Annotated in this window: 16 protein-coding genes and 1 tRNA gene; 1 reads left to right on the forward strand and 16 read right to left on the reverse strand. The window is 58.7% G+C overall.

Annotation, left to right across the window (positions count from 1 at the left end; all coding sequences use genetic code 11):
• Positions 1-17 precede the first annotated feature (17 nt).
• The 16 genes from ACNY69_RS17470 to ACNY69_RS17545 form a co-directional block, all read right to left on the reverse strand.
• Complete coding sequence (locus tag ACNY69_RS17470) at positions 18-1,025, reverse strand: family 8 glycosyl hydrolase (RefSeq protein WP_111139434.1); 1,008 nt, start codon at positions 1,023-1,025, stop codon at positions 18-20.
• An 8-nt stretch (positions 1,026-1,033) separates the two neighbouring features.
• Complete coding sequence (gene bcsD, locus ACNY69_RS17475) at positions 1,034-1,477, reverse strand: cellulose biosynthesis protein BcsD (RefSeq protein ID WP_111139433.1); 444 nt, start codon at positions 1,475-1,477, stop codon at positions 1,034-1,036.
• Complete coding sequence (locus ACNY69_RS17480; RefSeq protein WP_111139432.1) at positions 1,477-5,280, reverse strand: cellulose biosynthesis protein BcsC; 3,804 nt, start codon at positions 5,278-5,280, stop codon at positions 1,477-1,479. The genes bcsD and ACNY69_RS17480 overlap by 1 nt, the downstream gene beginning before the upstream one ends.
• A gap of 11 nt (positions 5,281-5,291) precedes the next feature.
• Positions 5,292-8,189, reverse strand: coding sequence for a cellulose biosynthesis cyclic di-GMP-binding regulatory protein BcsB (bcsB, locus tag ACNY69_RS17485; protein ID WP_418799351.1), 2,898 nt, complete (start codon positions 8,187-8,189; stop codon positions 5,292-5,294).
• A complete protein-coding gene (bcsA, locus tag ACNY69_RS17490) occupies positions 8,186-10,297 on the reverse strand; it encodes a UDP-forming cellulose synthase catalytic subunit (protein ID WP_418799352.1) in 2,112 nt (703 codons plus the stop codon). The genes bcsB and bcsA overlap by 4 nt, the downstream gene beginning before the upstream one ends.
• A gap of 49 nt (positions 10,298-10,346) precedes the next feature.
• Entirely contained in the window at positions 10,347-11,150 is an 804-nt protein-coding gene (bcsQ, locus tag ACNY69_RS17495) for a cellulose biosynthesis protein BcsQ (RefSeq protein ID WP_111142067.1), read from the reverse strand.
• Positions 11,141-11,749, reverse strand: a complete 609-nt coding sequence (bcsO, locus tag ACNY69_RS17500) for a cellulose biosynthesis protein BcsO (protein ID WP_111142068.1) — start codon at positions 11,747-11,749, stop codon at positions 11,141-11,143. Before bcsO ends, bcsQ begins: the two co-directional genes overlap by 10 nt.
• A gap of 573 nt (positions 11,750-12,322) precedes the next feature.
• Positions 12,323-13,345 (reverse strand): dipeptide ABC transporter ATP-binding subunit DppF, encoded by a 1,023-nt coding sequence (dppF, locus tag ACNY69_RS17505; RefSeq protein ID WP_111142069.1) that lies wholly within the window; start codon positions 13,343-13,345, stop codon positions 12,323-12,325.
• On the reverse strand, positions 13,335-14,321 hold the full coding sequence (gene dppD / locus ACNY69_RS17510; protein WP_111142070.1) for a dipeptide ABC transporter ATP-binding protein: 987 nt from the start codon (positions 14,319-14,321) through the stop codon (positions 13,335-13,337). The genes dppF and dppD overlap by 11 nt, the downstream gene beginning before the upstream one ends.
• Before the next feature lie 12 nt (positions 14,322-14,333).
• Positions 14,334-15,236, reverse strand: a complete 903-nt coding sequence (gene dppC, locus ACNY69_RS17515; protein ID WP_293770676.1) for a dipeptide ABC transporter permease DppC — start codon at positions 15,234-15,236, stop codon at positions 14,334-14,336.
• Positions 15,237-15,245: 9 nt separating this feature from the next.
• Complete coding sequence (dppB, locus tag ACNY69_RS17520; protein ID WP_111141300.1) at positions 15,246-16,265, reverse strand: dipeptide ABC transporter permease DppB; 1,020 nt, start codon at positions 16,263-16,265, stop codon at positions 15,246-15,248.
• A gap of 170 nt (positions 16,266-16,435) precedes the next feature.
• A complete protein-coding gene (gene dppA, locus ACNY69_RS17525; RefSeq protein WP_111141301.1) occupies positions 16,436-18,046 on the reverse strand; it encodes a dipeptide ABC transporter periplasmic-binding protein DppA in 1,611 nt (536 codons plus the stop codon).
• Positions 18,047-19,307: 1,261 nt separating this feature from the next.
• Positions 19,308-19,384 (reverse strand) — tRNA-Pro (locus ACNY69_RS17530).
• Positions 19,385-19,509: 125 nt separating this feature from the next.
• Positions 19,510-21,201, reverse strand: coding sequence for a kdo(2)-lipid A phosphoethanolamine 7''-transferase (gene eptB / locus ACNY69_RS17535; RefSeq protein ID WP_111141302.1), 1,692 nt, complete (start codon positions 21,199-21,201; stop codon positions 19,510-19,512).
• A 298-nt stretch (positions 21,202-21,499) separates the two neighbouring features.
• Positions 21,500-21,928, reverse strand: coding sequence for an organic hydroperoxide resistance protein (locus tag ACNY69_RS17540; RefSeq protein WP_111141303.1), 429 nt, complete (start codon positions 21,926-21,928; stop codon positions 21,500-21,502).
• A gap of 95 nt (positions 21,929-22,023) precedes the next feature.
• Positions 22,024-22,488: a MarR family winged helix-turn-helix transcriptional regulator gene (locus ACNY69_RS17545; RefSeq protein ID WP_111141304.1), complete on the reverse strand. Its 465-nt coding sequence runs from the start codon at positions 22,486-22,488 to the stop codon at positions 22,024-22,026.
• Between the two features lie 62 nt (positions 22,489-22,550).
• On the opposite strand from ACNY69_RS17545, the gene ACNY69_RS17550 reads away from it, so the two are divergent.
• Complete coding sequence (locus ACNY69_RS17550; RefSeq protein ID WP_418799356.1) at positions 22,551-23,138, forward strand: HD domain-containing protein; 588 nt, start codon at positions 22,551-22,553, stop codon at positions 23,136-23,138.
• Positions 23,139-23,141: the final 3 nt, after the last annotated feature.

Raw genomic sequence — 23,141 nt, forward strand, 5'->3', positions numbered from 1 at the left:
CCTGACCCGCCCTGCTGTCAGCGTTTCTCCTGAAACGCCTGCCAGGTCAGCAGCTGCAGACTGGCCGAAAAGTAGTTCTGATCCGGCGCCAGCCGATCGCTGAGATAGCCGGTCTCATTCAGGGTCAGATCACGAACCGCCAGCAGTCCTCCCTCCAGATGATAAGGCGCCGGAGTATTGGCCAGCACGTCGAACCAGGCGGGAGTCAGCATCCGGCTGTAACCCTGCCAGACTCGCTGGAACGGCACCAGCGCCAGGCTGTGCGGGTCGTACCACCAGATGTTCAGCGGCACGCGAATCGCATCATAACTGAAACGGTTAGAGTAGCCGACCGCCGGGGCCACCGAGCCATCGGCATTCAGCGCGACCCAGTCCAGTGGCAGACCGGTTTTGCCAAAGCTCAGCTTACCCAGCAGGTCAAAGCCATCATTGATCAGCGCATCCCAGACCTGAAGATGGCTGTGCTCGCCAAACTCCCGCCAGGCCTGAAACAGGAAATAGGAGGGATTGAGCACCACATAGCTGGTCTTATTAAAACCCTGCGCGCCCGGCAGTAACACGGTGTGGCCGCCAAAACGGATCACATCGAGTTTAATGATGGCGCGCTGGATCCGGTCAGACGCCTGCTGATAGTCCGGCACCTGCCATTTCTGTGCGGCCCGCTGCAGGGCCCAGGCCAGCAGCACATCGCCATCTGCGGCGTTGTTTTTGTCGGCAACCGGATCGTCACTGCCCGGCACATAGCGCCAGTAGAACAGTTCGGTCTGCGGGTTACGCAGCTGGCTGCGGGTCCACTGCCACAGTCGATCAAAGGTGGCGCGGTCGTCATTGGCTACCGCCAGCAGCATGCCGTAGCCCTGCCCTTCGGTGTGACTGACATTGTTATTGGCGGTATCAGTGATCCGCCCTTCAGCCGTGACAAAGCGACTTTTAAAGGTCTCCCAGCCGCTGGCACTTGCCTGTGCGCTACAGGCCAGCAGTAATACAGAGCAAATCCAGCCCAGCCAGAATGGCTTACGTTTCATATCCCGTCCTATTGATATCGGTAGTGCAGCGTCGTGCCGTCGTTGCGTTCAGGTGTCACCGGCACGCGCTTACTGCCGCCCTGCCCCTGCAACCAGCCCGAAAGAAGGCCGGCCATCACCGCCCCAAAGGCGGCCTGCCACTCCGCCGCTGAATGGAGGCTGTCGCCTGCCGGTAAAGCATGATACGCAATCTGCAGCGCCGTCTCTTCCGGCTGCAACTGCACAAAGCCCCAGTTAAACCGTGCCAGCTGCAGATTACACTCGCGCTCCAGATCCTGCACGGTGCGCGCCTGTGGCAAAGGATAGCGGGTCGCCAGCGATTCACCCATCTGATAAAGAAAGGCTTCCGCCTCCTGCTGACCGCCATTGGCCATCATCCCGTCGATCAGCACGCTGACCAGGTCAAACCAGCCCGGCTGATAAGGATGCGATACCCCTGCATGTTCACTCATTACTTCTCTCCGAACAGATAGCGGACATAGAGCTGCGCACTGCTTTCGTTATAGTCACCAAAGGTGTCATAGCCCAGCTGGCCGCCAATCGTCACATCTTTGTTGAGTTTGTAGTCCGCCCCGGCGTGCAGGTTGTAGCCGATCCCGTTTTTGCTGTTGCCGGAGTAGTAAGCCTCTTTCACGCTGCCGCGGGCGGCAAGGGATTCCAGTTCTGACTGCAGACGGCCATCGGCCGGGAAGTAAGCGCTCTTATCCTGACTGTAGGACTGATAACCAGCGGACCCGCCGATGTTCACTTTCAGATCGTCAAACTTGCGGGAGAACTCGATCGGGAACGAAACCGACGCGTAGTTCTGCGGACTGAAGTAGCCCCCCTGTCCGTAGCTGAAATAGCTGAGGTTTTTAGAGAAGTCCATCCACGACAGGCTCATGCCCACCTTCAGCTCGCGATCGTCGGTGTGGAACGGACGGACATAGGCCCCGGCCGTCGCCTGCAGGTTATTGTTGCTGGCGACATTCTCACCCAGGTAGCTGTAAGCGCCTGCACCGGCATAGAATCCGGCATCGCCATTGTCGTAGCTCAGCAGCGCATTGGCCCCGTTTTTAGTCACGCGGCCCCAGCGTTTACCGCTGGTTTTATCCTCTGCGCCGACGTAAGAGAGCAGGCTGTCGGTAATCGCGCGGCGCTCACCGGTCAGGATCAGCGTCAGGAAGTCAGTGAGTTTCGGTGACCACTGCACACCGCCTACCAGAGTGCTGAGATCCTGGCCCAGCGGCGTACTGCCGAGATCCACCTTGTAGCTGTCGCCCTTCAGCGCCAGATTCAGCTCGACGCCAGAGGCGGTCTGTGAATCGGTGGTGGCGTTCGGCAGGTCATTCACCGTCGCACCGCCTGCGGCCACCACGTTGCCCTGACTCAGGGCATTGGTGCCGAAACGACGCCAGGCATCTGCTGCGCCACTGCCAGCCGTCAGGGAGACCGGCGTGGCGGTAAAGTCCAGGCGGGCCTTTTCAAATGGCACGGTCGAGAAGGTCAGCGGCGCTTTGGCTTCCGTCAGCTTGCTCAGGCCCGACTCGCCATCGCGTCCGCGCACCTGCACCATGCCCTGACTCCAGGTGCCGGTTTTCTCCTGCAGAGAATCCATCATGGTGTCGACATCGTGCAGAGTCTGCGCGCGCTGGGCCACGATTTCGCTGCCTGCGGCTGGTTCGCCCTGGGGTGCCGCCTCCGCCGGTGCCGCCTGCCACGGCAGGACGGTGCCGTACGCCGAAGGTGAACGTCCCACCGGCGAGGTGTTGCGGTTGATAAACGGATTATCCGCCAGCGCCAGTCCGCCGACCGTCGGCACGCTGCCGGGCTGCGCACCCTGCAGGCCAATCAGCTGTCCGCGAGCCGAACGCAGATAGGCCATCGCCTGCGAATGTTCGCCGTTGGCTTCCGCCACCCGCGCCAGCAGCAGCAGACGATCCGGCGACCGGGTCGTACTGTTCAGGCCACGGGTCAGCTCATTGGCGCGTGGCACATTGTTCTGCGCCAGCGCGACGTTAATGGCGCCGACGCGCGCATCCTGGGTCGGCGTATCCTGCGTCATCAGGTAGTCATACACCACGCCCGCGTCGCGGTTCATTTTGCCGTCCTGATAGAGTCGGGCCATGGCGAACATCAGGTCGCGGTTCTGCGGATCCTGCTGCAGCGCACCGATCAGCTTGTCGTAGGCTGCGGCGTACTGCCGCTGCTGCCGCAGGCGATCCACCTCGTTGATCAGATAGCCGTTGCGGATACCCGCCAGCTGCGTCGGAGTGCTGCGGGCCTGCAGCTCCGGATTGCTGAGGAAACGCTGCGCCTCGCTGCCGAGCCCGGCCTGATTCAGCACCGCCATCTGCGCAGCATAGTCACCCGCATTGCCCTGCACGCCACGCTGCAGGTTGGTACGTACCACCGACACGGCGCTGGTGAGATCGCCCGCCTGTGCCAGTTTCTGCGCCAGATTACCGGCATCCACCGGGTTAGCCGGTGGGCTGGTCGCCAGTGCTTTCAGGGTGTTGGCCGCCGCCGTCGTGGCGCCCTGCGCCAGATAGTGATCGGCGCTGCTCATCTGCAGATTGAAATTCACCCGCTGCGCCAGCTCACGCATCGCCGCCGTCTGCGACTGCGCAGGGATCCGCGCCAGCAGCGCGCTGGCCTGCTGCCAGCCGCCGCTTTCACTGGCGTTAAGCGCGCCCGCGTAGCGTTCGCTGATGCTGGCTCCGTTGCGCATCACCGGCTGCATCACGTTGGCGGCCAGCAGCGTGTCGCCCTGCTGACGATAGAGCCGCGCCAGATCGAGCCGCAGCCAGCCATCGGTGGGATAGCGCTGCACGCCCTGCTGCAGCGTTGTGATGGCCGCCGCGCTGTTACCGGCCGCCAGCTGACGTTTCGCCTGCTGACGCAGAACATCGGCTTCGTTAGCACGCGGCGTGACGCTCTGCCGCACGCTCTCCGGCAGGGCGCCCAGCAGGCTATTGGCCTCTGCCGTGCGGTTCTGCTGACGCAGCACGTAGAACAGTCCCTCTTTTGCGCTGCGGTTATCCGCATCACTTTGCAGAATGGTGCGATAGAGCTGCTCCGCCTGCTCTGGCTGATTAGTGCGACGCAGCACGTCAGCGCGGAACAGCCTGGCGGCCAGCCCCTTTTCGCCTTCCGCCTGGATCAGCGGTTCGCTTAACGTCAGCGCCTGGGCGCTGTCACCGCTCTTCAGCGCCTGCTGGGCACTCGCCAGCCGCGCATAGAAGCGGGCATCGTCCGCCTGCTGCTGACGTGATGACCCCTGGTCGCCGCCGAGCTGAGCCGCACGCTGCAGATAGTCCGCCGCCTCCTGATAGCGTCCGGCACGCTGAGCCACATAGCCCATGCCCGCCAGGGCATCCGCATCCTGAGGGTTGGCCCCCAGTACTTTTTCAAAACTGGCCTGCGCTCCACCGACATCACCGCTGTTCAGTGCGCTGAAGCCCGCGCCTTTCTCTGCGCCGCCAACGTTTTTACGGTAGTAGTCGATAACGGCGGAATCCTGCGGGTGACGCTGCTGCCAGGTCTGGTAGAGCGCCGCATCGGACGGCTGCGGGCCGAGCCACAGCAGCGCCTGCCGCAGCGAGCGGTCGGCATCCTGATTGCCGCTCGCCAGCGAACTCAGTACCTCAATGCCCTGGCGGCGGGTCGACTCCTGATAGGTCAACGCCTTACCCAGCGCCAGCTGCGCGCCGGTATCCTGCGGATGCTGGGCCGCGAACTGGCGCAGCGCCTCAACCGCCTGCGGCAGCAGCGTGCGATCGCCCGCCATGGTCAGATAATATTCCGCCGCGACGCTGGCGGGCGGCTCATTGCCGCTGAAGGTGTTGCGCCAGGTCTGCAACGCCGCCGGAATGTTGCCGCTGCGCGCCTGCTGACGCGCCAGCGAAAGCTGCGCCTGCGGAATGGTCTGCAGCTGACGCGCGTTATCCAGCTCGCTGAGATGCGGATCGTTGGGGGAAACCTGGCTCAGACGGGCGCGATACTGCGCCGCCGCCGCATTGTCGCCGCCCTGCTGTGAATAGAGCGCCAGCAGGTAGAGCGCCTGGGTGTTGCCTGGCTCCACCATCAGCACTTTCTGCAGCGAGGCTTTCGCCAGATCGTCGTGCGCTTTCTGATGCCAGTAGGAAGCCTGATCAAACAGCGCCTGCAACGCCGGGTTGGTGCTCTCCGCTGCCAGCAGCGGCTGCGACAGGGCCAGCGAGCTGCCGAGTAGCAGCGCATGGCGGATACCGGCACTTAACAGATTTTTTTTCATTGTTATTATCCTTACTTCCTGCCGGAATCACGGTTCTGACCGGGGTTCAGACGCCGCGACGCATGTCGCTTCAGCATCACCCAGGCACCACTGCCCACCAGAGCGGAAACCAGCAGCGCCGCCAGCGCCAGCAGCACCGAGTGCTGGTTGGCATACCACACCACCATCATGTACCAGGGCATCTCCCCGCTGGGGAACTGCGCGCCGACACGGAAACTGCGGATGCCGTTTTCATCGGTGATAATCGCCGTATCGCCCCGCACCGCGGCGTTGATCTGCGCGGAACTCAAATCGTTGTGCAGACGCAGCAGCTGTTCGTCGCTGGTCGCCACCGTCATCACCACCAGCCGATCGCGATTCCACGGCGAGCGATAGCTAAGGAAGCCGCGCCACGCCTCGTTGGAGGAGAAGTAACGATCGGCATCCAGTTGCTGACGACTCCAGTCGCCGGTCAGCCAGCCACGCACTTTTTCCAGCGCGTCCGGCTCTTTCACACCGAAGGTGTTGCCCGTGGCGTCGTAAGGTGAGGCCGCCAGCATCGCCTGATTAAAGGCGCTGTTGCCGGTGGTGCTGACCGCCAGCAGATCGCTCTGCGCCAGGCGCGCCAGATGGGTGCCGCCAGCGGGCAGACCGAACAGCACCTGATTCTGCGTCAGCGCAACGCCGGTGGCGTTACCCGCCCGCGCGGCCAGGTCCAGCAGGGTGGACAGCTCCGCATCGCTGGGCGTTTCCGGCAGCAGCAGCGTGGTCTGGCCAAAGTCAGCCAGCCGCGAGAACGGGAATGACGCCCCCACAAAGTAGGAGAGGTTTGGCAGCATGCTGAAGTGACGCGTATGGCTCAGATCGATCCACGAATCCTCTTCAATCCGGCTCTTGATATTGTTGTTCAGCAGCACGCCGCAGGGCGCATCCGCCCGCGGTTTAATATTGAAGTAGAGCGCCAGCTGGTTGTCGCCATAGATCAGATAGGGTTCGAGGTTAAGCTGATACTGCTCCTGACGCGCATCTCCGCCCAGGCGATGCCAGGCGCTCTCCAGCAGGCCGACCTTGTTCACCGTCAGGTTGCGCAGGAAGGTGCCGTTCAGCATGACGTTCAGGAACGAATTGTCCTCGTCGATCCAGCTTTCGGAGGGAAAGCGATAGTGCAGATTAACCGGCACCGTGTTGCCATCCCACAGAAACAGATCCGGCGCGGCGCGGAAGTTCACGCGCAGCGCATCATGCCAGATGCCGCTGCTGGTCAGGTTCTGATCTTTGCGCAGCAGCTCGCTCAGGCGCACCGGGCGGTCGGTGTTGATCCAGCGCGGCGCATCGTACGGCTTGCGGTTGCCGAGGGTCTGCGGGGAAACCAGCAGATGGTTCTCATCGGTATTCAGCGGCTGCGTCGTCAGCCGGTTGGCCGCCTGACGCAACTGATCGTCGTTATTGCCCACGACCAGCAGTAACTTGTAAACCGGATTGTTGGGGTTATCGACCAGCTGCAGCATCGGCCCGTTACTGGCCGGAAGCGTCAGGGTGCCGATGCGATCGCCGGGATGACCAAACAGGATGCCGTTATTTTCCGGCAGTTCGCCGCGCACCACCGGGAAACGGATGCCGCGATAGTCACTTTGAATGCCGAGCCAGGAGGCCACCAGCGCCGCTGCGCTGACGGCATCCGGCGAGACCTGACGGGCGAAGCCCATCGTCACTACGGAGGCCGTCATCCGCTGCGGATCCAGGAAGGGACGCGGGAAATTGCGCAGGCTGGTACCGATATTGAGCTGCTGTCCCTCAAGGTGCAGCGCGGTCTTCGGCAGAATCGTGACCTGATACTGCTGCGCGCTCTCTTTTTCGCACAGCAGTTTGTCCGCATCGTTGATCTTAAAACTGAGGTTATTGGACGACACCACCATCGCTGCCGGAATATCCAGCTCATAGTCACTGACGTCGCTGTCCGTGGCGCCCAGCGGCAGCGTCCCCAGCGGCTGACCATTCAGCATCAGCTGCAGTGACGTATTACGGGCGGCCAGCGCGGCGGACACGCGCAGCGTCAGATTCAGCCGCGCATTGGTGATCACCTCATCGCTGGGCAGGGTAAAGGTGATCCCCGACTGTAACTGCCCTCCGGTCAGCGTGATGCCGCGCGTCTGGCCCATCTGGGCCACCGAGAGGGTGCTGCTGATGGGCTGATTGATCGCCGCCGCGATCACCGGCTGCGGCACCGCTACCGGGGCGGTTGTCTGGCCAGGCGCATAGGGCACCGCGCTGGCGGCAGCCGCCAGCGCCGGATCGGCACCGCTCAGTCCCTGCGGCGGCGGTACGTCGGACAGCGCACTGCTGTCCTGAGTGACGGATCCGCTGCTCTCCTCCGGCGCAGCGACAGACGCTGCCTCACCGCTGACCTGCGGCGTGGAGGTCGCCTCACCCGCCGGGGCATAAGCTGGATTTGCCGATGCCGGCGTGGTTTCCGCCACGGCACGCTGTGGCGCTGAAGCTGGTGCAGATTCTGCAGCCTGCGCAGCCGGGGCTGCTGAAGAGAGTGACGGCGCGGCCGTCCTGCCACCGCTGACCGTCGGCGCGGCCTGCGCTGGATCTGCGGCCAATGTGGCCGCACTGTTAACCGGCGTCAACGCAGGCGTCGCACTGGCCGGTGCCTGATTTTCTGCGGGCGCACTGACGGCGGTATCGGCTGGCGGCGTGGTGGCCGCGGCCCCGGACGGCAGCGGTGCCGGGCTGTTGACCGGCTCGCGGGCGGCTGCACTGTCAGCGTGCGCTGTGGCGGTGCTATCCGGGGGCATCGGGGCCGGGCTGTTTACCGGTGCGGCGCTGCTGCTCTCACCGGCAACCGGCGTCTCCGCGACCGCAGGCGTCAGCCACAGCGCGGCGCTCAGCGAACTCGCCAGTAAAGTTTGCGTCAGGATCTTCATGCCGCGCCATCCTCTTTCGCCGCCGCGGCAACCGGGTCGACTTTTTTACGTTTATCGTGGCGCCCCTTCCAGGTCAGCCAGAACAGCTCAAATACGGTACGGACAATGGTGCCCAGCGAAATCAGCGGGTTATCCTGCTTATACTCCGGCTGGATCCAGGCATCGGCGCGCGCCAGCACCACCCGCACCAGTTCACGACGGCGCGTCAGCGGCATCGCCTCAAAGCGCAGGCGGATGCTCTCCCTGTCGCCGGAGATCTTGCTGACCGGAATGGTGATCGCGCCAGATTTCAGCAGCAGATCAATCTCTTCAATCTCGTCCGACTCATGGCGGCTGTCCGGTGCATCGAGCTGCGCGCCCCCCATCGAAAGGTTGCTGGTCAGGGTGCGTGATGAGATGCCGCTGGCGTAATGGATAATCGCCGGGATCTGCACCTCTACGCGGATGGTTTTACGCACCTGCTTGGTTTCACGGGCCACGGCAATGGCCGCCATCAGGATAATCAGGCTGAAGATCGCCCAGCCGACGTTGAGCGCAATAACATAAGGATCGACGCCAAAATAGTCATGCATCGTGGCACGGACGATGCCCGCCACGATCCCGATGCTCAGCAGCAGCGCCACAATGACGTGCGGACGCACGATGTGGAAATCGAAGAAGCCCTGGTCCAGCACGCCGCCTTTGTCCGTCACGTTGAACTTGCCATGTTTCGGCGACAGCAGGGTCAGCAGAGTCGGGATCACCAGATGGAAGCACATCACCGTCTCATAGATCTCCCCCCAGAAGGTGTAACGGAAACGGCCATTCATACGGGAGTTCACGTAGAGCGACATCACCAGGTGCGGCAGCACATAGGCAAAGATCAGCGACGCCGAGGAGTGAATAATATTCAGGTTAAACAGCAGATAAGCCAGCGGCGCCGTCAGGAAGGCGACGCGAGGCAGGCCGAACTGAAAATGCAGCATGGCGTTGAGATAGCAGAGACGCTGCTGCCACTTCAGACCCCGGCCAAACAGCGGGTTATCGACGCGGAAAATCTGCGTCATGCCGCGCGCCCAGCGGGTACGCTGAATGATGTGCAGACCCAGACGCTCGGTCGCCAGACCGGCCGCCAGCGGGATCGATAAAAAGGCGGAGCCCCAGCCCAGACGCTGCATTTTCAGAGCGGTGTGCGCATCTTCGGTGACGGTTTCGACCGCAAAGCCGCCAATCTCCTCCAGTGCTGAACGGCGGATGACCGCACAGGAGCCACAGAAGAAGGTGGCGTTCCAGTTATCATTGCCCTGCTGCACCGGACCATAGAACAGCGCGCCCTCATTCGGAATGCTGCGCGCCGCGCGCAGGTTGCGCTCAAAGGGATCGGGCGAATAGAAGTAGTGCGGCGTCTGCAGCAGCGCCAGCTTCGGATCTTTCAGGAACGGCCCGACCGTCGCCTGCAGGAAGGTACGGGTCGCAACGTGGTCGCAGTCAAAGATGCAGATCAGCTCACCTTTGGTGATCTTCATCGCATGGTTGAGGTTGCCGGCCTTGGCGTGTTTATTATCGTCGCGGGTGATGTAGCCGACCCCGACATCCGCCGCGAAGCGGGCAAATTCGCTGCGCTTGCCATCATCCAGCAGATAGACTTTCAGTTTGTCACGCGGATAATCAATACACTGCGCCGCCAGCACGGTGTCGCGTACCACATCCAGACTTTCGTTATAAGAGGGCACATAAATATCGACCGTCGGCCACAGCGTGATGTCATCGGGTAAGGGTTCGATGGTGCGTTTTAATGGCCAGGTGGTCTGCAGGAAGCCGAGAATTAAGATCAGCCAGACGTAAAGTTCCGCCAGATATAAGCCGATTCCCAGGAGTGCTTCGACCTCGGAATTAAAATGCAGCGTCTCCGTTGTCCGCCACCAGATATAGCGGCTGGACATTAAGGCGGAGAGAATAACCATCACCACCGTTATTTTTCGGCTCTTGCTGAAGCCCAATAAAAACATCATGCCAATACTGATCAGGCCAAAAATATACTGCTTCTGGCTGTCCATTGGCGTAATGATGATCACCGCAGCGACAGGTGCAAGCACCAGCAGCAGCAGGTAAAACCCGATTTTACTCATGAGTCACCCTGAGAAGAGCTGTGTAAGTCAGCCACCTGGCCGAAGCCGGTTAATAGTGGCTGGTGCGGATAGAGGCCTGCACTTCACCATTACCGACGGTGATATTCAGAATGCTGCTGACGCGTCTGGCGATCAGTTCAATATCAAATGCGGCTGCCGACGCGGGGCTGAAATCATAAACCGACTGCTGAGAGGCATTGGCTTCACCCACACTTTCATCACGGTGAACCACGCCCAGTAAATTATCGCCCAGCCGCTGCTGCATAAATGCGGTGACATCGCGGTTAATATTCCGCCGGTTATCGCACTGATTCAGAATAAAGTGGTGCCCCTGCTTATTATTAAGCGGTTTACCAATCATCCGGTTCTCTTCAATCTGCGGTAATAACGACACAGAGGCGGTATCCGCTAACATCACCACTAAATGCATATCGGCAAGCGCCGTCATCGCTTTAAGGGCGGGACCCGGGCCAGGCGGAAAATCGGCCACAATCACCAGACCCGGATAGTTCAGCACCGTGTCCAGGCCGCGCTTAATGAAGTGGGGATCTTTCATCAGGTTCTCTTCAAACCGTTCGCGCTGCGGCTCCGTGACGTCGCCATAAGGCAGAACAAAGATATTGCCGCCGGTGGTGAGAATCGACTGACTCCAGTCCGCCTGCTCTTCTGAACGCGCCACAAAGCCGCGGCCATCATTAAGCGGCACACCAAAGTGAAGACGCAGTGCATTCTGCACATCAAAATCGATGGCCAGCACTTTGCTACCGGATCGCGCCAGGCTCCAGGCCAGATTCGCCGCCAGCGTCGTTTTTCCCACGCCTCCCTTCGGCGAGCACACACAAACTAACGGCATAGCGCAATCTTCTCCAGTAACGGTTTGAGTAAGGTTTCTTTTGGCAACTGAGTCTCACGCGGGCGGAACAGCGCACCAAAGCGCCCCGGTTCAGAAGCGGATGCGGCCGGTGGCAGTGCGGGCTGCGCTGCAGCGACCGTCGCGGGCTGAGGCGCGATGAGCGTGGCGGCACGGACCGGCGCAACGCGCGCTGCCTCCTGCGGCGGAGCCACAGGGTGTGACGGCGGCGGCGGCGGAAAGAGCGACGCCGCGTGATTTTCCGCTCTGGCGGGCGCGGGCATCGCGCTGCCTGAAAGGCTCTCAAGGATCGACGTGCCAGCCGCCAGGGCCGGTTGCGCGCTGAGCGAGGCGTGGCGAGGCGGCGCCTCCGGTGGCGGTGCCGTAAACTCATCACCGCGCAGCGGTTGAGGTTGCGGCAGGTCAATACGCTGGCCGCCGCTAAAAGGGGTCTGATTTTCCTCTTTCGCCAGCTGACGAATCAGCGCCCACTTGCTGTGTTCTGCCGCTTCCTGCGCCTGGCCAGACATATCTTTAAAATCGATGTCGAGCGTCTGCGTTTTCTCTTTAAAACGCTGCAAATCATCGTAATTATTCTTCATGAGTCATGGCCTGCCACAAAGGGGAAATTTTCCCGGAATATAGCATATCCGTTTAATAATGGTCAGAAAAATCTGATTACAAAAAAAGCAAATTCAATAAAATTGTTTAATCATAAAGATTCTTATTCAACCAGACATAGCCATTATCGGCATATTAATCCTGACAATTAATAATTATTTCTTAAGTTAAATCTGTCAGTACTATTTTAATAATTTTTAAGAATTGTCTGTTCTGTTAACGGCTGGCACAGCCAGACAGACCGACAGAAATCTCTTCAGAAAAAGAAATAAGCCTGCGGCAGACCGCAATTAAAGCGAAGCGTGTTGCTGAGGGATTGAAAGTATTTATCTTTTTTCTGGTTAAGCCTCAGCCGAAAAAAAATCAGGTGAGCCGTGTTAAAGAAAAGAGTGAGCGGCATCGTTACAGCGCCACCGCCGATCCGCCTGTGATGCGGCCTGCCGCTGAGTTGAGATAAAAAAAGGCTCCAGAATGGAGCCTCAGGCCGGGGGAACCGCGTCAGTATCGCCGCTGGCCTGTGCGCTAAAAGCGTTCTGCGCACAGGCCGCACACCTTTAGCTGACCTTCTCTGCCACACCCACTGGCTGATTCTCATCCTGATCCACAGCAAAGCAGGCAATCTCCTGTCCGCCATAGTTTTTCAGCTTCGGCTGCAGCTGGACGCAGGTGCCAAAACGACGATGACAGCGCGCATTGAAGGCGCAGCCCGGCGGCGGATTGAGCGGGCTGGGCAGTTCGCCGGTCAGCTTGATACGCTCACGGCGGTCGTCCGGGTTCAGGCGCGGTGTCGCGGAGAGCAGGGCCTGGGTGTAAGGATGGCGGGGATTAGAGAAGATCGCCTCTTTACTCCCCTTCTCGACGCAGCGGCCGAGATACATCACCATCACCTCATCGGCAATGTGCTCCACCACCGACAGATCGTGCGAAATGAAGACGTAAGAGAGCCCCATATCCTGTTGCAGATCCATCATCAGGTTAAGCACCTGAGCACGTACCGAGACATCAAGCGCGGAAACCGGCTCATCGGCGATCAGGACATCCGGGTCAAGCATCAGCCCGCGCGCGATAGCAATACGCTGACGCTGACCGCCGGAGAACATGTGCGGATAGCGATCGTAATGCTCGGTCTTCAGGCCCACTTTCGCCATCATCTCCAGCGTCTTCTCGCGGCGTTCCGCTTTGGTCAGCTGCGTGTTGATCACCAGCGGCTCTTCCAGAATCTGGCTTACTTTCTTACGCGGATTGAGCGAGCCGTACGGGTTCTGGAACACGATCTGGATTTTCTGTCGACGCAGCTTCTGCGCCTGCGGATCGTGCTTCAGCAGATCCTGACCGTGCCAGTAGAGCTGCCCTTCGGTTGGCGTTTCGATCATGGTCAGCAGGCGGCCCAGGGTCGATTTGCCACAGCCGGACTCCCCTACCACCGCCAGGGTTTTGCCCCGCTCCAGATTAAATGAGACGCCATCCAGTGCTTTAACCAGGCGCTCCTGACCAAACAGCCCCTTCTTCACCGGGTAGTGTTTCTTCAGATCGATGGCCTGCAGCAGGAACTGATCTTTATTGGTTTCATGACTCATAGGTTGGTCTCCCGGCATCGTCCAGCGGATAGTGACACTTGGACTGGCGTCCTGGAATGGTGCGCAGTTCAGGTTCTTCCTGACGACAGCGGTCAGTCGCATAGGGGCAGCGTGGATTCAGCAGACAGCCAATCGGGCGATCATACTTGCCCGGCACCACGCCCGGCAGTGAGGCCAGACGCGCTTTGTCTGCCGCAAACTCCGGCAGCGCACGCAGCAGCGCCTGCGTATAGGGATGGCGCGGTGCTTTAAAGATATCGCCGGCTTTGCCGCTCTCCACCACCTGACCGGCATACATCACGATAATGTGGTGCGCCGCTTCGGCCACCAGCGCCAGATCGTGCGTAATCAGGATCAGCGCCATGTTCTCCTGACGCTGTAACTCCAGCAGCAGCTCAATGATCTGCGCCTGAATAGTCACGTCGAGCGCCGTGGTCGGCTCATCGGCGATTAACAGCTTAGGCCGACAGGCGATTGCCATGGCGATCATCACACGCTGACTCATCCCGCCCGACAGCTGATGCGGGTAGACATCAAGCCGCGACGCCGGATCGGGAATACCGACCTGATTGAGCAGGTCGATCGCCCGCTGACGGCGGGTGCGTTTGTTGCCGCCCTGATGCACCTTGATCGCTTCCATAATCTGGTAGCCCACGGTGTAGCAGGGGTTGAGGCTGGTCATCGGGTCCTGGAAAATCATCGCCACTTCTGCGCCCACTAACTGGCGGCGCTCTTTTTCGGAGATGCGTTTCAGGTCGCGCTGGTTGAACTCCAGCTTCTCCGCCATCACCTTGCCAGGGAAATCGATCAGCCCCATGATCGCCAGTGAGCTGACCGATTTGCCGGAGCCGGACTCGCCCACAATGCCCACGACCTGGCCCTGCTCAACCTGATAACTGATGCGGTCAACCGCGCGGAAAGGTGCTTTTTCGTCACCGAAATGCACCGATAGTTTGTCTACATTTAATAACGCCATCTCGGTGCCTCTTTACTGCTTGAGTTTCGGGTCGAGTGCATCACGCAAACCATCGCCCATCAGGTTAAATGCCAGCACGGTCAGCAGAATGACCAGTCCGGGGAAGGTCACCACCCACCAGGCACTTTGCGCATACTGCAGAACGTCGGAGAGCATGGTGCCCCACTCCGGCGTTGGCGGTTGCGCACCCATACCGAGAAAGCCCAACGCCGCCATGTCGAGAATGGCGTTGGAGAAGCCTAATGAAGCCTGCACGATCAGCGGTGCCAGGCAGTTAGGCAGAATATTCACGAACATCTGGCGCAGCATACCGGCGCCCGCGACGCCGGAGGCGGTCACGTAGTCGCGGTTGACTTCCACCAGCACCGCCGCGCGCGTCAGACGGATATAGTGCGGCAGCGCCACAAAGGTCAGTGCAATCGAAGCGTTAACGATGGACGGGCCGAAAATAGCGACCAGCACCAGGGCCAGCAGCAGGCTGGGCAGCGCCAGCATGATATCGACCAGACGCATGATGGTGGCATCGACCACGCCGCCGAGATAGCCCGCCAGCAGGCCGAATATCACGCCGAAAATCAGCGACAGCACCACCACCAGACAGCCCACCAGCAGCGACAGGCGCGCACCAAACATCAGGCGCGACAGCACGTCACGGCCGACATCGTCGGTGCCCAGAATGTAGCTCCAGCTTCCACCCTCCTGCCAGACCGGCGGATGCAACAGCGCATCGCGGAACTGCTCCGCAGGAGAGTGCGGGGCCAGCACATCGGCAAAGATGGCGCACAGCAGCACAATGATGATGTACACCAGGCCGATGACCGCGCCTTTGTTACGTTTAAAGTAGTGCCAGAATTCCTGAAATGGGGTCATCGGCTTGGGTGCAACGTTAACGCTGCCGGGTTCAACAACAGACATGATGCCCCCTTATTTCTTGTGACGTATGCGCGGGTTCACCACGCCATACAGCAGATCAACCAGCAGGTTGACCAGAATAATCAGAACGGCGGTCAGCAGCACCCCGCCCTGCACCACCGGGTAGTCGCGGCGCTGCAACGCTTCAATCAGCCAGCGGCCCAGACCCGGCCAGGAGAAGATGGTTTCGGTCAGAATCGCCCCGGCCAGCAGCGTGCCGACCTGCAGACCAATCACCGTCACCACCGGCAGCATGGCGTTGCGCAGCGCATGCACCACGATAACGCGCATCCGCGTCAGGCCCTTGGCGCGCGCCGTACGGATGTAATCTTCACCCAGGACTTCGAGCATGGCCGAGCGCGTCATACGCACAATCACTGCCAGCGGGATGGTGCCAAGGACGATGGCGGGCAGAATCATGTGCATGACCGCATCGTGGAAATCACCCGGCTCGCCCCAGAAGAAGGTATCGATCAGCATGAAGCCGGTCAGCGGCAGGGTGTCGTCCAGGAAGACGCTGTCGCCCACCCGCCCGGACACCGGCGTCAGGTTGAACTGCACCGAGACCAGCATGATCAGCATGATGCCCCACCAGAAAATCGGCATGGAGTAGCCGGTCAGTGAGATGCCTACCGCCGTATGGTCGAAAATCGAGCCACGTTTCACGGCCGCCAGAACCCCCACCGGGATGCCGATAGCGACGGCGAAGATCATGGCGCAGATGCCGAGTTCCAGCGTCGCTTTGAAGCGCGGCACGAACTCATCCCAGACCGGGATACGGCTCTTGAGTGAAATGCCGAGGTCGCCATGTAACACGCCGTTGATGTAGTTCAGATACTGTTTCCACAGTGGCTGATCCAGACCCAGCAGCGCCATTAACTGTGCATGACGTTCAGGTGAAATACCGCGTTCACCCGCCATGATCAGCACCGGATCGCCGGGGATCATATGAACAAACGCGAAAGTAAGTAGTGTAATGCCAATAAACGTTGGGATGACAAGGCCCAGACGTCGGAGTATGAACTGCAGCATAATCCGGTTTCTCTCTTGTCCGCGCGACCGTCGCCGCGAGGGGGGTTATTGCTTACATCTGACGATCGGGTAGGCCCGACCGCGACGCAGACAGGCTGCGCCTCTACCGTTTCCAGTAAAACAGGGAGATAGAGCCGGGGCGACGCGCAGCCGCCCCGGAAATGCGACAATTATTCTTTAATGTCTACCTGAGCAAAGTAGTGTCCGCCCAGCGGATCGACTTTGTAGCCGGAGACTTTCTTGCTGACCGGTTCATAGACCGTTGAGTGCGCGATCATCAGCGCCGGTGCCTGGTCATGCATTACAACCTGAGCCTGCTTGTAGTACTCGATGCGCTTCGCCTGATCGGCGGTGGCGCGGGCTGGCTGGATCTGATCCTCGAAGGATTTATCACACCAGCGCGAGTAGTTAGAGCCATCTTTGGCCGCTGAACAGCTGAACAGCGTTGCCAGGAAGTTATCCGGGTCACCGTTGTCGCCGGTCCAGCCCATCATGACGGTCTGGTGCTCGCCCGCTTTAGCACGCTTCAGATATTCGCCCCACTCGTAGGTGACGATTTTGGCTTTCACGCCAATCTTCGCCCAGTCGCTCTGGATCATCTCCGCCATGCGGCGTGCGTTCGGGTTGTAAGGACGCTGAACCGGCATCGCCCACAGGTCAATGGAGAAACCGTCCGCCATGCCCGCTTCTTTCAGCAGCGCTTTGGCTTTCTCAGGATCGTACGCGTAATCTTTCACCGCATCGTTGTAGCCCCACATTGTTGGTGGGATCAGGTTTTTAGCCGGCTGGCCTGCACCCTGATAAACGGCGTCGATGATTGCCTTTTTGTTGACCGCCATGGTCAGTGCCTGGCGCACTTTCAGGTTATCCAGCGGTTTTTTCTCAACGTTGTACGACAGATAACCGACGTTCAGGCCAGCCTGCTCATACAGATTGATGTTTTTGTCCTGCTTCATACGGGCGATGTCAGCCGGGTTCGGGTACGGCATCACCTGGCATTCGCCTTTCTGCAGCTTGGCGTAACGCACGGACGCGTCTGGCGTGATTGAGAAGACCAGGCGATCGATTTTAGGCTTGGTGCCCCAGTAATCCGGGTTCGCTTTATACAGGATGCGGGAATCTTTCTGGTACTGCAGCAGCTGGAACGGCCCTGTACCCACCGGATTCAGGTCGACGTTCTGCGGAGTGCCCGCTTTCAGCATGTTGTCGGCGTACTCTTTCGACAGAATTGAGGCGAAGTCCATACCGAGATCGGCCAGGAACGGCGCTTCAGGACGCGTCAGCACGAAGCGTACAGTGTGGTCGTCCACTTTTTCGACTTTGCTGATCAGCTTCGGCATATCCATGCCTTCGAAATATTCGTAGCTGCCGCCGGAAACGCCGTGGTAGGCGTTATTTTTGTCCAGCTGGCGCTCGAAGGTGAACACCACATCATCCGCGTTAAATTCGCGCGTCGGTTTAAAATCTTTAGTGGTCTGCCACTTCACGCCTTTACGCAGGTGGAAGGTGTAGGTTTTACCGTCTTCGCTGACATCCCATTTCTCTGCCAGCGCCGCGTGCAGTTCGGTGGTGCCGATAGTGAACTCAACCAGTCGGTTGTAGATCTGACGTGAGCTGGCATCGTAGGTGGTGCCCGAGGTGAACAACTGCGGGTTAAAGCCTTCCGGCGAACCTTCAGAACAGTAAACCAGGGTTTTTGCCTGAACACCGGCGGCGACAGTCATAGCAATCAGGCTCAGACCGACCTTCAGCATCCCGGATTTAGCCAGGGAGTTGATCATGCTTTTGCTCCATTGTGATGTGATGTTGTGTGTATTGCCCGACCTCTGATTTTTTTATGCGGTTCAGGCGGACCACCGAACGGGTGGCGTAAACGCACGATACTGTTTGTTTTTCTTATGCCGACCGGGCATTCAGAAAATTCCGTAACTGCACGTTTATTGACGCATCAATTTGTCAACAGTTGCAAAGAACGTCAATACAACGGTTACTTATTTACACAGAGTGTGAGGAATAGCATGCAACGGTAATAAAAACCGTTTTGCCTTGAAAGCCATACAATGCACAGCGCAGAAGGCCTGGTTTCCGTGCATTGTGCTGGACGGCGACTCTGTCGCTAGTGATTCTCACCGCTAAAAAACTTAAAAATTTCACCGATAAATGCTGAATAACTGAACGATTCACCGTGCGTTATGACGTTCATCCAGCGGAATATGCTGGTAAGTAAGTATAAGAAATCAGCATGTTGACGCTTTCGGTCATAAGAAGAACGTGTCGCGAATTATGCTGGCATCTCTGATGTGGCAAGGGCTGTCAGCGCGAAAACGGCCATAACAGCGGTCAATCAGCGAAACGGGTGACGAACGGGTTTTACTGGAACTTTCAGGAAAAGGCAGAGGCGTTGTGGGGTTGACATCCGCCGCCTGATAACGCAGGAAAATCCGGGACCCTTTGTCCGACGACACCTGTGAGCTGCGGGATGATAAAATATTGATTATGTTATCTTTTTTTCATTGCCTGCCACCTCTGTCAACTATAACACCAGGGGATCCTGCCTAGCTGCCAGATCGGGAATGCACTGCGGTAAGCGGCTCACGGATTTAGTCTGAAGTGTCCGTATTGGCACCTGAAACCTCTGCCGGATGTAAAGCGAAGGGAGCCTGCATGGCTGTCGGATCGGGAATGCGCCGGAAACACGGTCAGATCGGAAAGGCGCTTAAACCTTCCCTGGACGCTTTTCTCTTCTGCCCCTGTTCCCTGCGCCTTAGATTATGCGCTGCGGTAAGAGGCTCACGGATTTAGTCTGAAGTGTCTGTATTGGCACCTGATGCCTCTGCCGGACGTAAAGCGAAGGGAGCCCGCGCCTGTAGCAAAGCATAGCGGGCCAGGGATGGCCCGCGCTGAGCCCGCCAGGGATGGCGGTTTTGCGTCTTTGCGGAAGGCGCAGGCTTCCTGAAGCCCGCTCAGTACCAGGCGCCTGCCCGTAATCCTCTTTTCTGCAGACGAAAAAAAACCTGTCTTTTCAGACAGGTTTCTTAAATATGGTCGGCGAGAGAGGATTCGAACCTCCGACCCACTGGTCCCAAACCAGTTGCGCTACCAAGCTGCGCTACTCGCCGATGGGGGCGCATGTTACTGCTACCCCCGAACAGCGTCAACCGCTTTTTGAGCTTTTGCCGCCGATCGCCTGGAAAGCACACGGTTAACGGGCTTCAGCCGCCTGCCGCTGCCTTTTCATCCTCTGCTACAGCGACTTAGCCTGACTCTTATCCGGTGCCTGGCACCAGTTATTGGCCGGATTAATGCCTCCATCTGGCGAGGTATACCCCAGACAACCCAGAATGGTATCGAACAGCTCAACATGCCGATGAGTACGCCCTACACGCTGCTGCGCCTGCAGACGCTCAAAGTTGCTGCGGTTCTGGCTGTCTTCCAGGTATTTATCAGACGCCCAGACCATCATGGGCACCCGGAACTGCTCAGGGGGGGCCATCTCACGCGGCGTGCCATGCAGATGCATATTCTCGCTGATCGACTCACCGTGATCGGCTGCATAGAAGACGATCGCCTTCTTGTCGCGCAGCTGGTCCAGCACGCTGTCCAGCATGCTATCGACATAGAGCACCGAGTTATCATAAGCATTAATCAACTGCGCTTTACTACAGGTCTCATCCACGCCCATGCACTCCGGCTGATATTTCGCGAAGCTGCGCGGATAACGCTGTGAATAGAGATAGTGCGACCCTTTGGTGTGCAGCACCACCAGATGCTTGCCTTTCGGGAAACGATCCAGTGACGCTTTCATCTCCGGCACCAGCAGCATGTCATCGACCGCTTTACCCTGATTGCGCTTCTCTGAACCAATCTGCTCGCGGAAAGCAAAGTTATTGGCATTTACGTTATCGTAGAACCAGACCTCGCTCTGCATCGCAAACAGTTCCGAGGTAAAGCCCAGCTCTTTCATCACCGCAAACACGTTCTGCTCTTTCAGCGTACGCCCCGGATTATCCATGGTGCCGCCCTCGCGCACGAACATGCAGCGCAGCGACAGTTTGGTCGCGGTATCACAGGACTCACCCCGGAAGGCCACCAGGTTCTTCTCTTTGGACAGCTTCGGCGTGGTATCACGCTCATAGCCCAGCATCCCCATGTGATCCCAGCGCGTGGTCTCGCCAATCACAAACACCACATAGGTATCGTCCAGCCCGGCAGGCGCAACATAGGTAAACTTCTTCGCCGGATCGAGCAGCTCCTCGTTTTTCAGAGACTCATCCACGCGGGTCCACGCAAACAGTCCGACCGCCGCCAGCCAGTTAGACGGCAGATAGGAGTGCGCTACCACCCCGCCGTAGCTCGGCAGATCGATATTGGTGATCTCTTCGTTGTGCTTCTGCAGCTTGTCGAAAAAGCGGATGGGCAGCCAGACCAGCGCGACACAGAGCAGCATAACCAGGGTCGGTTTCAGGCGCTGCCCCGGCGTCCGCAACTGCTCATTCAGCGTCATGCTCAGCCGGTTGCGCCAGATCATCAGCAGCGGCAACGCGCTGACCAGCACCATCCACAGGATGAAATGATAACCCACGACCTCTTTAGAGAGATCGGTGTCGGTAGTCATCACTGACGCCACAATACCGTAACCAATCACAACGTTAAAAAACGCCATGTAATAGGCCGCGGCGACAGAAATCAGCACGATCAGCGTGGCCAGCACGCGATAAAACCACTTTCCTCCCAGCGACAGCAGGCGCATCAGGAAGAACGTCAGCAGCACAATGGCGACCACCTCGGTGACGGCAGTCAGCCAGTTCGTTATCGTAGAATGCCTGAGAAAACCATCAAAACGGCGATAGAAAATCGGTAAATTCAGTAAGATACCGAGATAGAGCGCCAGCAAGAGCGATAACTTTTGCTGAGACAGGGTTTTAATATAATTCATGAAAAAAGGTGTTTCTCCGGAGTGAAGCGCTTGACCAAATCTTGTTATGTGACTACCGAAACGCGACAGAGTTCGCCGAATAAGCGGACCGGACAAAGATGAAGGAAAATTCTGAACGGGCTAACAGGCTGTAACGCGAGGTGGCTCAGTAAAGCATGGCCGCTCTTGTCAGGCCAGAAAATAATCACTGATGACCCGATTAGCGCCTTTTTTTACACAATGAGAGGATTCGTGGGAGGACATTGCCGCAGTGCGCAGCAGAAAAGAAGCGGGCCTGCGTATCAGGCCCGCAGCACGCTTAGCAGAGGATATTCAGCGTGACGTCGATGTTGTTGCGGGTCGCGTTTGAGTAAGGGCAGACGATATGTGCCGCATCCACCAGCTTCTGCGCTTCTGCTTCATCCATGCCAGGCAGATGAATGTTCAGCGTCGCTTCAATACCAAAACCGTTGGGAATAGGACCGATGCCCACTTCACCTTCGATCCATGCATCTTTTGGCATAGCGATTTTGTCACGACCAGCAACAAACTTCATCGCGCCGATGAAGCAGGCAGAGTAACCCGCAGCAAACAGCTGCTCAGGGTTGGTGACTTCACCGCCTGCACCACCCATCTCTTTTGGCACGCCCAGTTTCACGTCCAGCACACCGTCAGAAGAGGTTGCACGACCATCGCGACCACCGGTTGCTTTGGCTTTGGCGCGGTAAACCACTTGTTCTAAAGACATGACATTTCTCCGTTACGCTATTTAATCGCCCGCTACTTATTTAGCCGTAACCGGGCGGTGAGGTTCAGTGGGTGCGGCGCACCCAACCGCAATCTTTATCGGGACTGGTTCAGGTTGTCGCGCAACCCATCCAGCTGTAATTTCAGGGCCAGCAGGGCCTCATCTTCACAGGCCGTGGCACATTTAACGGCGTCAGGGATGGTCTCAGCCCTGGCGCGCAGCGCCCGGCCAGTCTCCGTCAGCGTCACCGCAACCTGCCGCTCATCCTGACGGGTGCGCTGCCGGTTAATCAGACCTGCGCTCTCCAGCCGCTTCAGCAAAGGCGTTAAGGTGGCCGAGTCTAAAAAGAGCTGCTCGCCAATCTCCGAGACCGTGACATCATCTTTTTGCCACAGCACCAGCATCACCAGATATTGCGGATAGGTAATATCGAGCTGGCTCAGCAGCTGGCGATAGACTTTGCTCATCGCCAGGTTGGCAGAATAAAGCGCAAAGCAGAGCTGCTGATCGACCAACAGTGGCATCGGTTTCACTTTTTTGTCATCTTGATCACTGTTCATACTGATGAATATAGATAGTGCGCTAGATAATTGCAAGCAAACTTTTGGCCAGGGGGAAAAGCATGCAGGATTCACTGGAAGAACAGGCTCGTCGCTTTGCCACCGAGGCACATGCCGGGGCCGGTCAGCGCCGCAAATATACCGATGAGCCATACATCGTTCATCCGGCTGCGGTCGCAGAGCTGGTGCGCAGCGTCAGTCACGACGAGGCGCTCTTAGCGGCGGCCTGGCTGCACGACACGGTGGAAGATACCGCCACGACGCAACAGGATATCGAAGCGCATTTTGGTCAGCGTGTGGCCAGCCTGGTGGAGATGCTGACCGACAGCGCCCCCGCCAACGCAAAGAACCGCGCCGCCCGCAAAGTGGCGCACTTCCGCCACACCGCCAGCGCCAGTCCCGAGGCGCAGACCATCAAACTGGCGGACATCATCGACAACACCCGCGCGATCGTCCGTTTCGATCCCGATTTTGCACGGATTTACCTGGTAGAAAAACAGATTCAGATCGCCTTACTGAAACAGGGTGATGCGCAGCTATGGCAGCAGGCTTCGACGATTATCGAAAGCGGGCTGGCCCAGCTGCGGGAGCCGCCCTACAGCGTGCCGGAGAGCTGGTTTGCAAAGCAGGCGGCGAAATACAGCCTCTGACAT

Source organism: Pantoea graminicola, assembly GCF_048452665.1.
Lineage (GTDB): Bacteria > Pseudomonadota > Gammaproteobacteria > Enterobacterales > Enterobacteriaceae > Pantoea.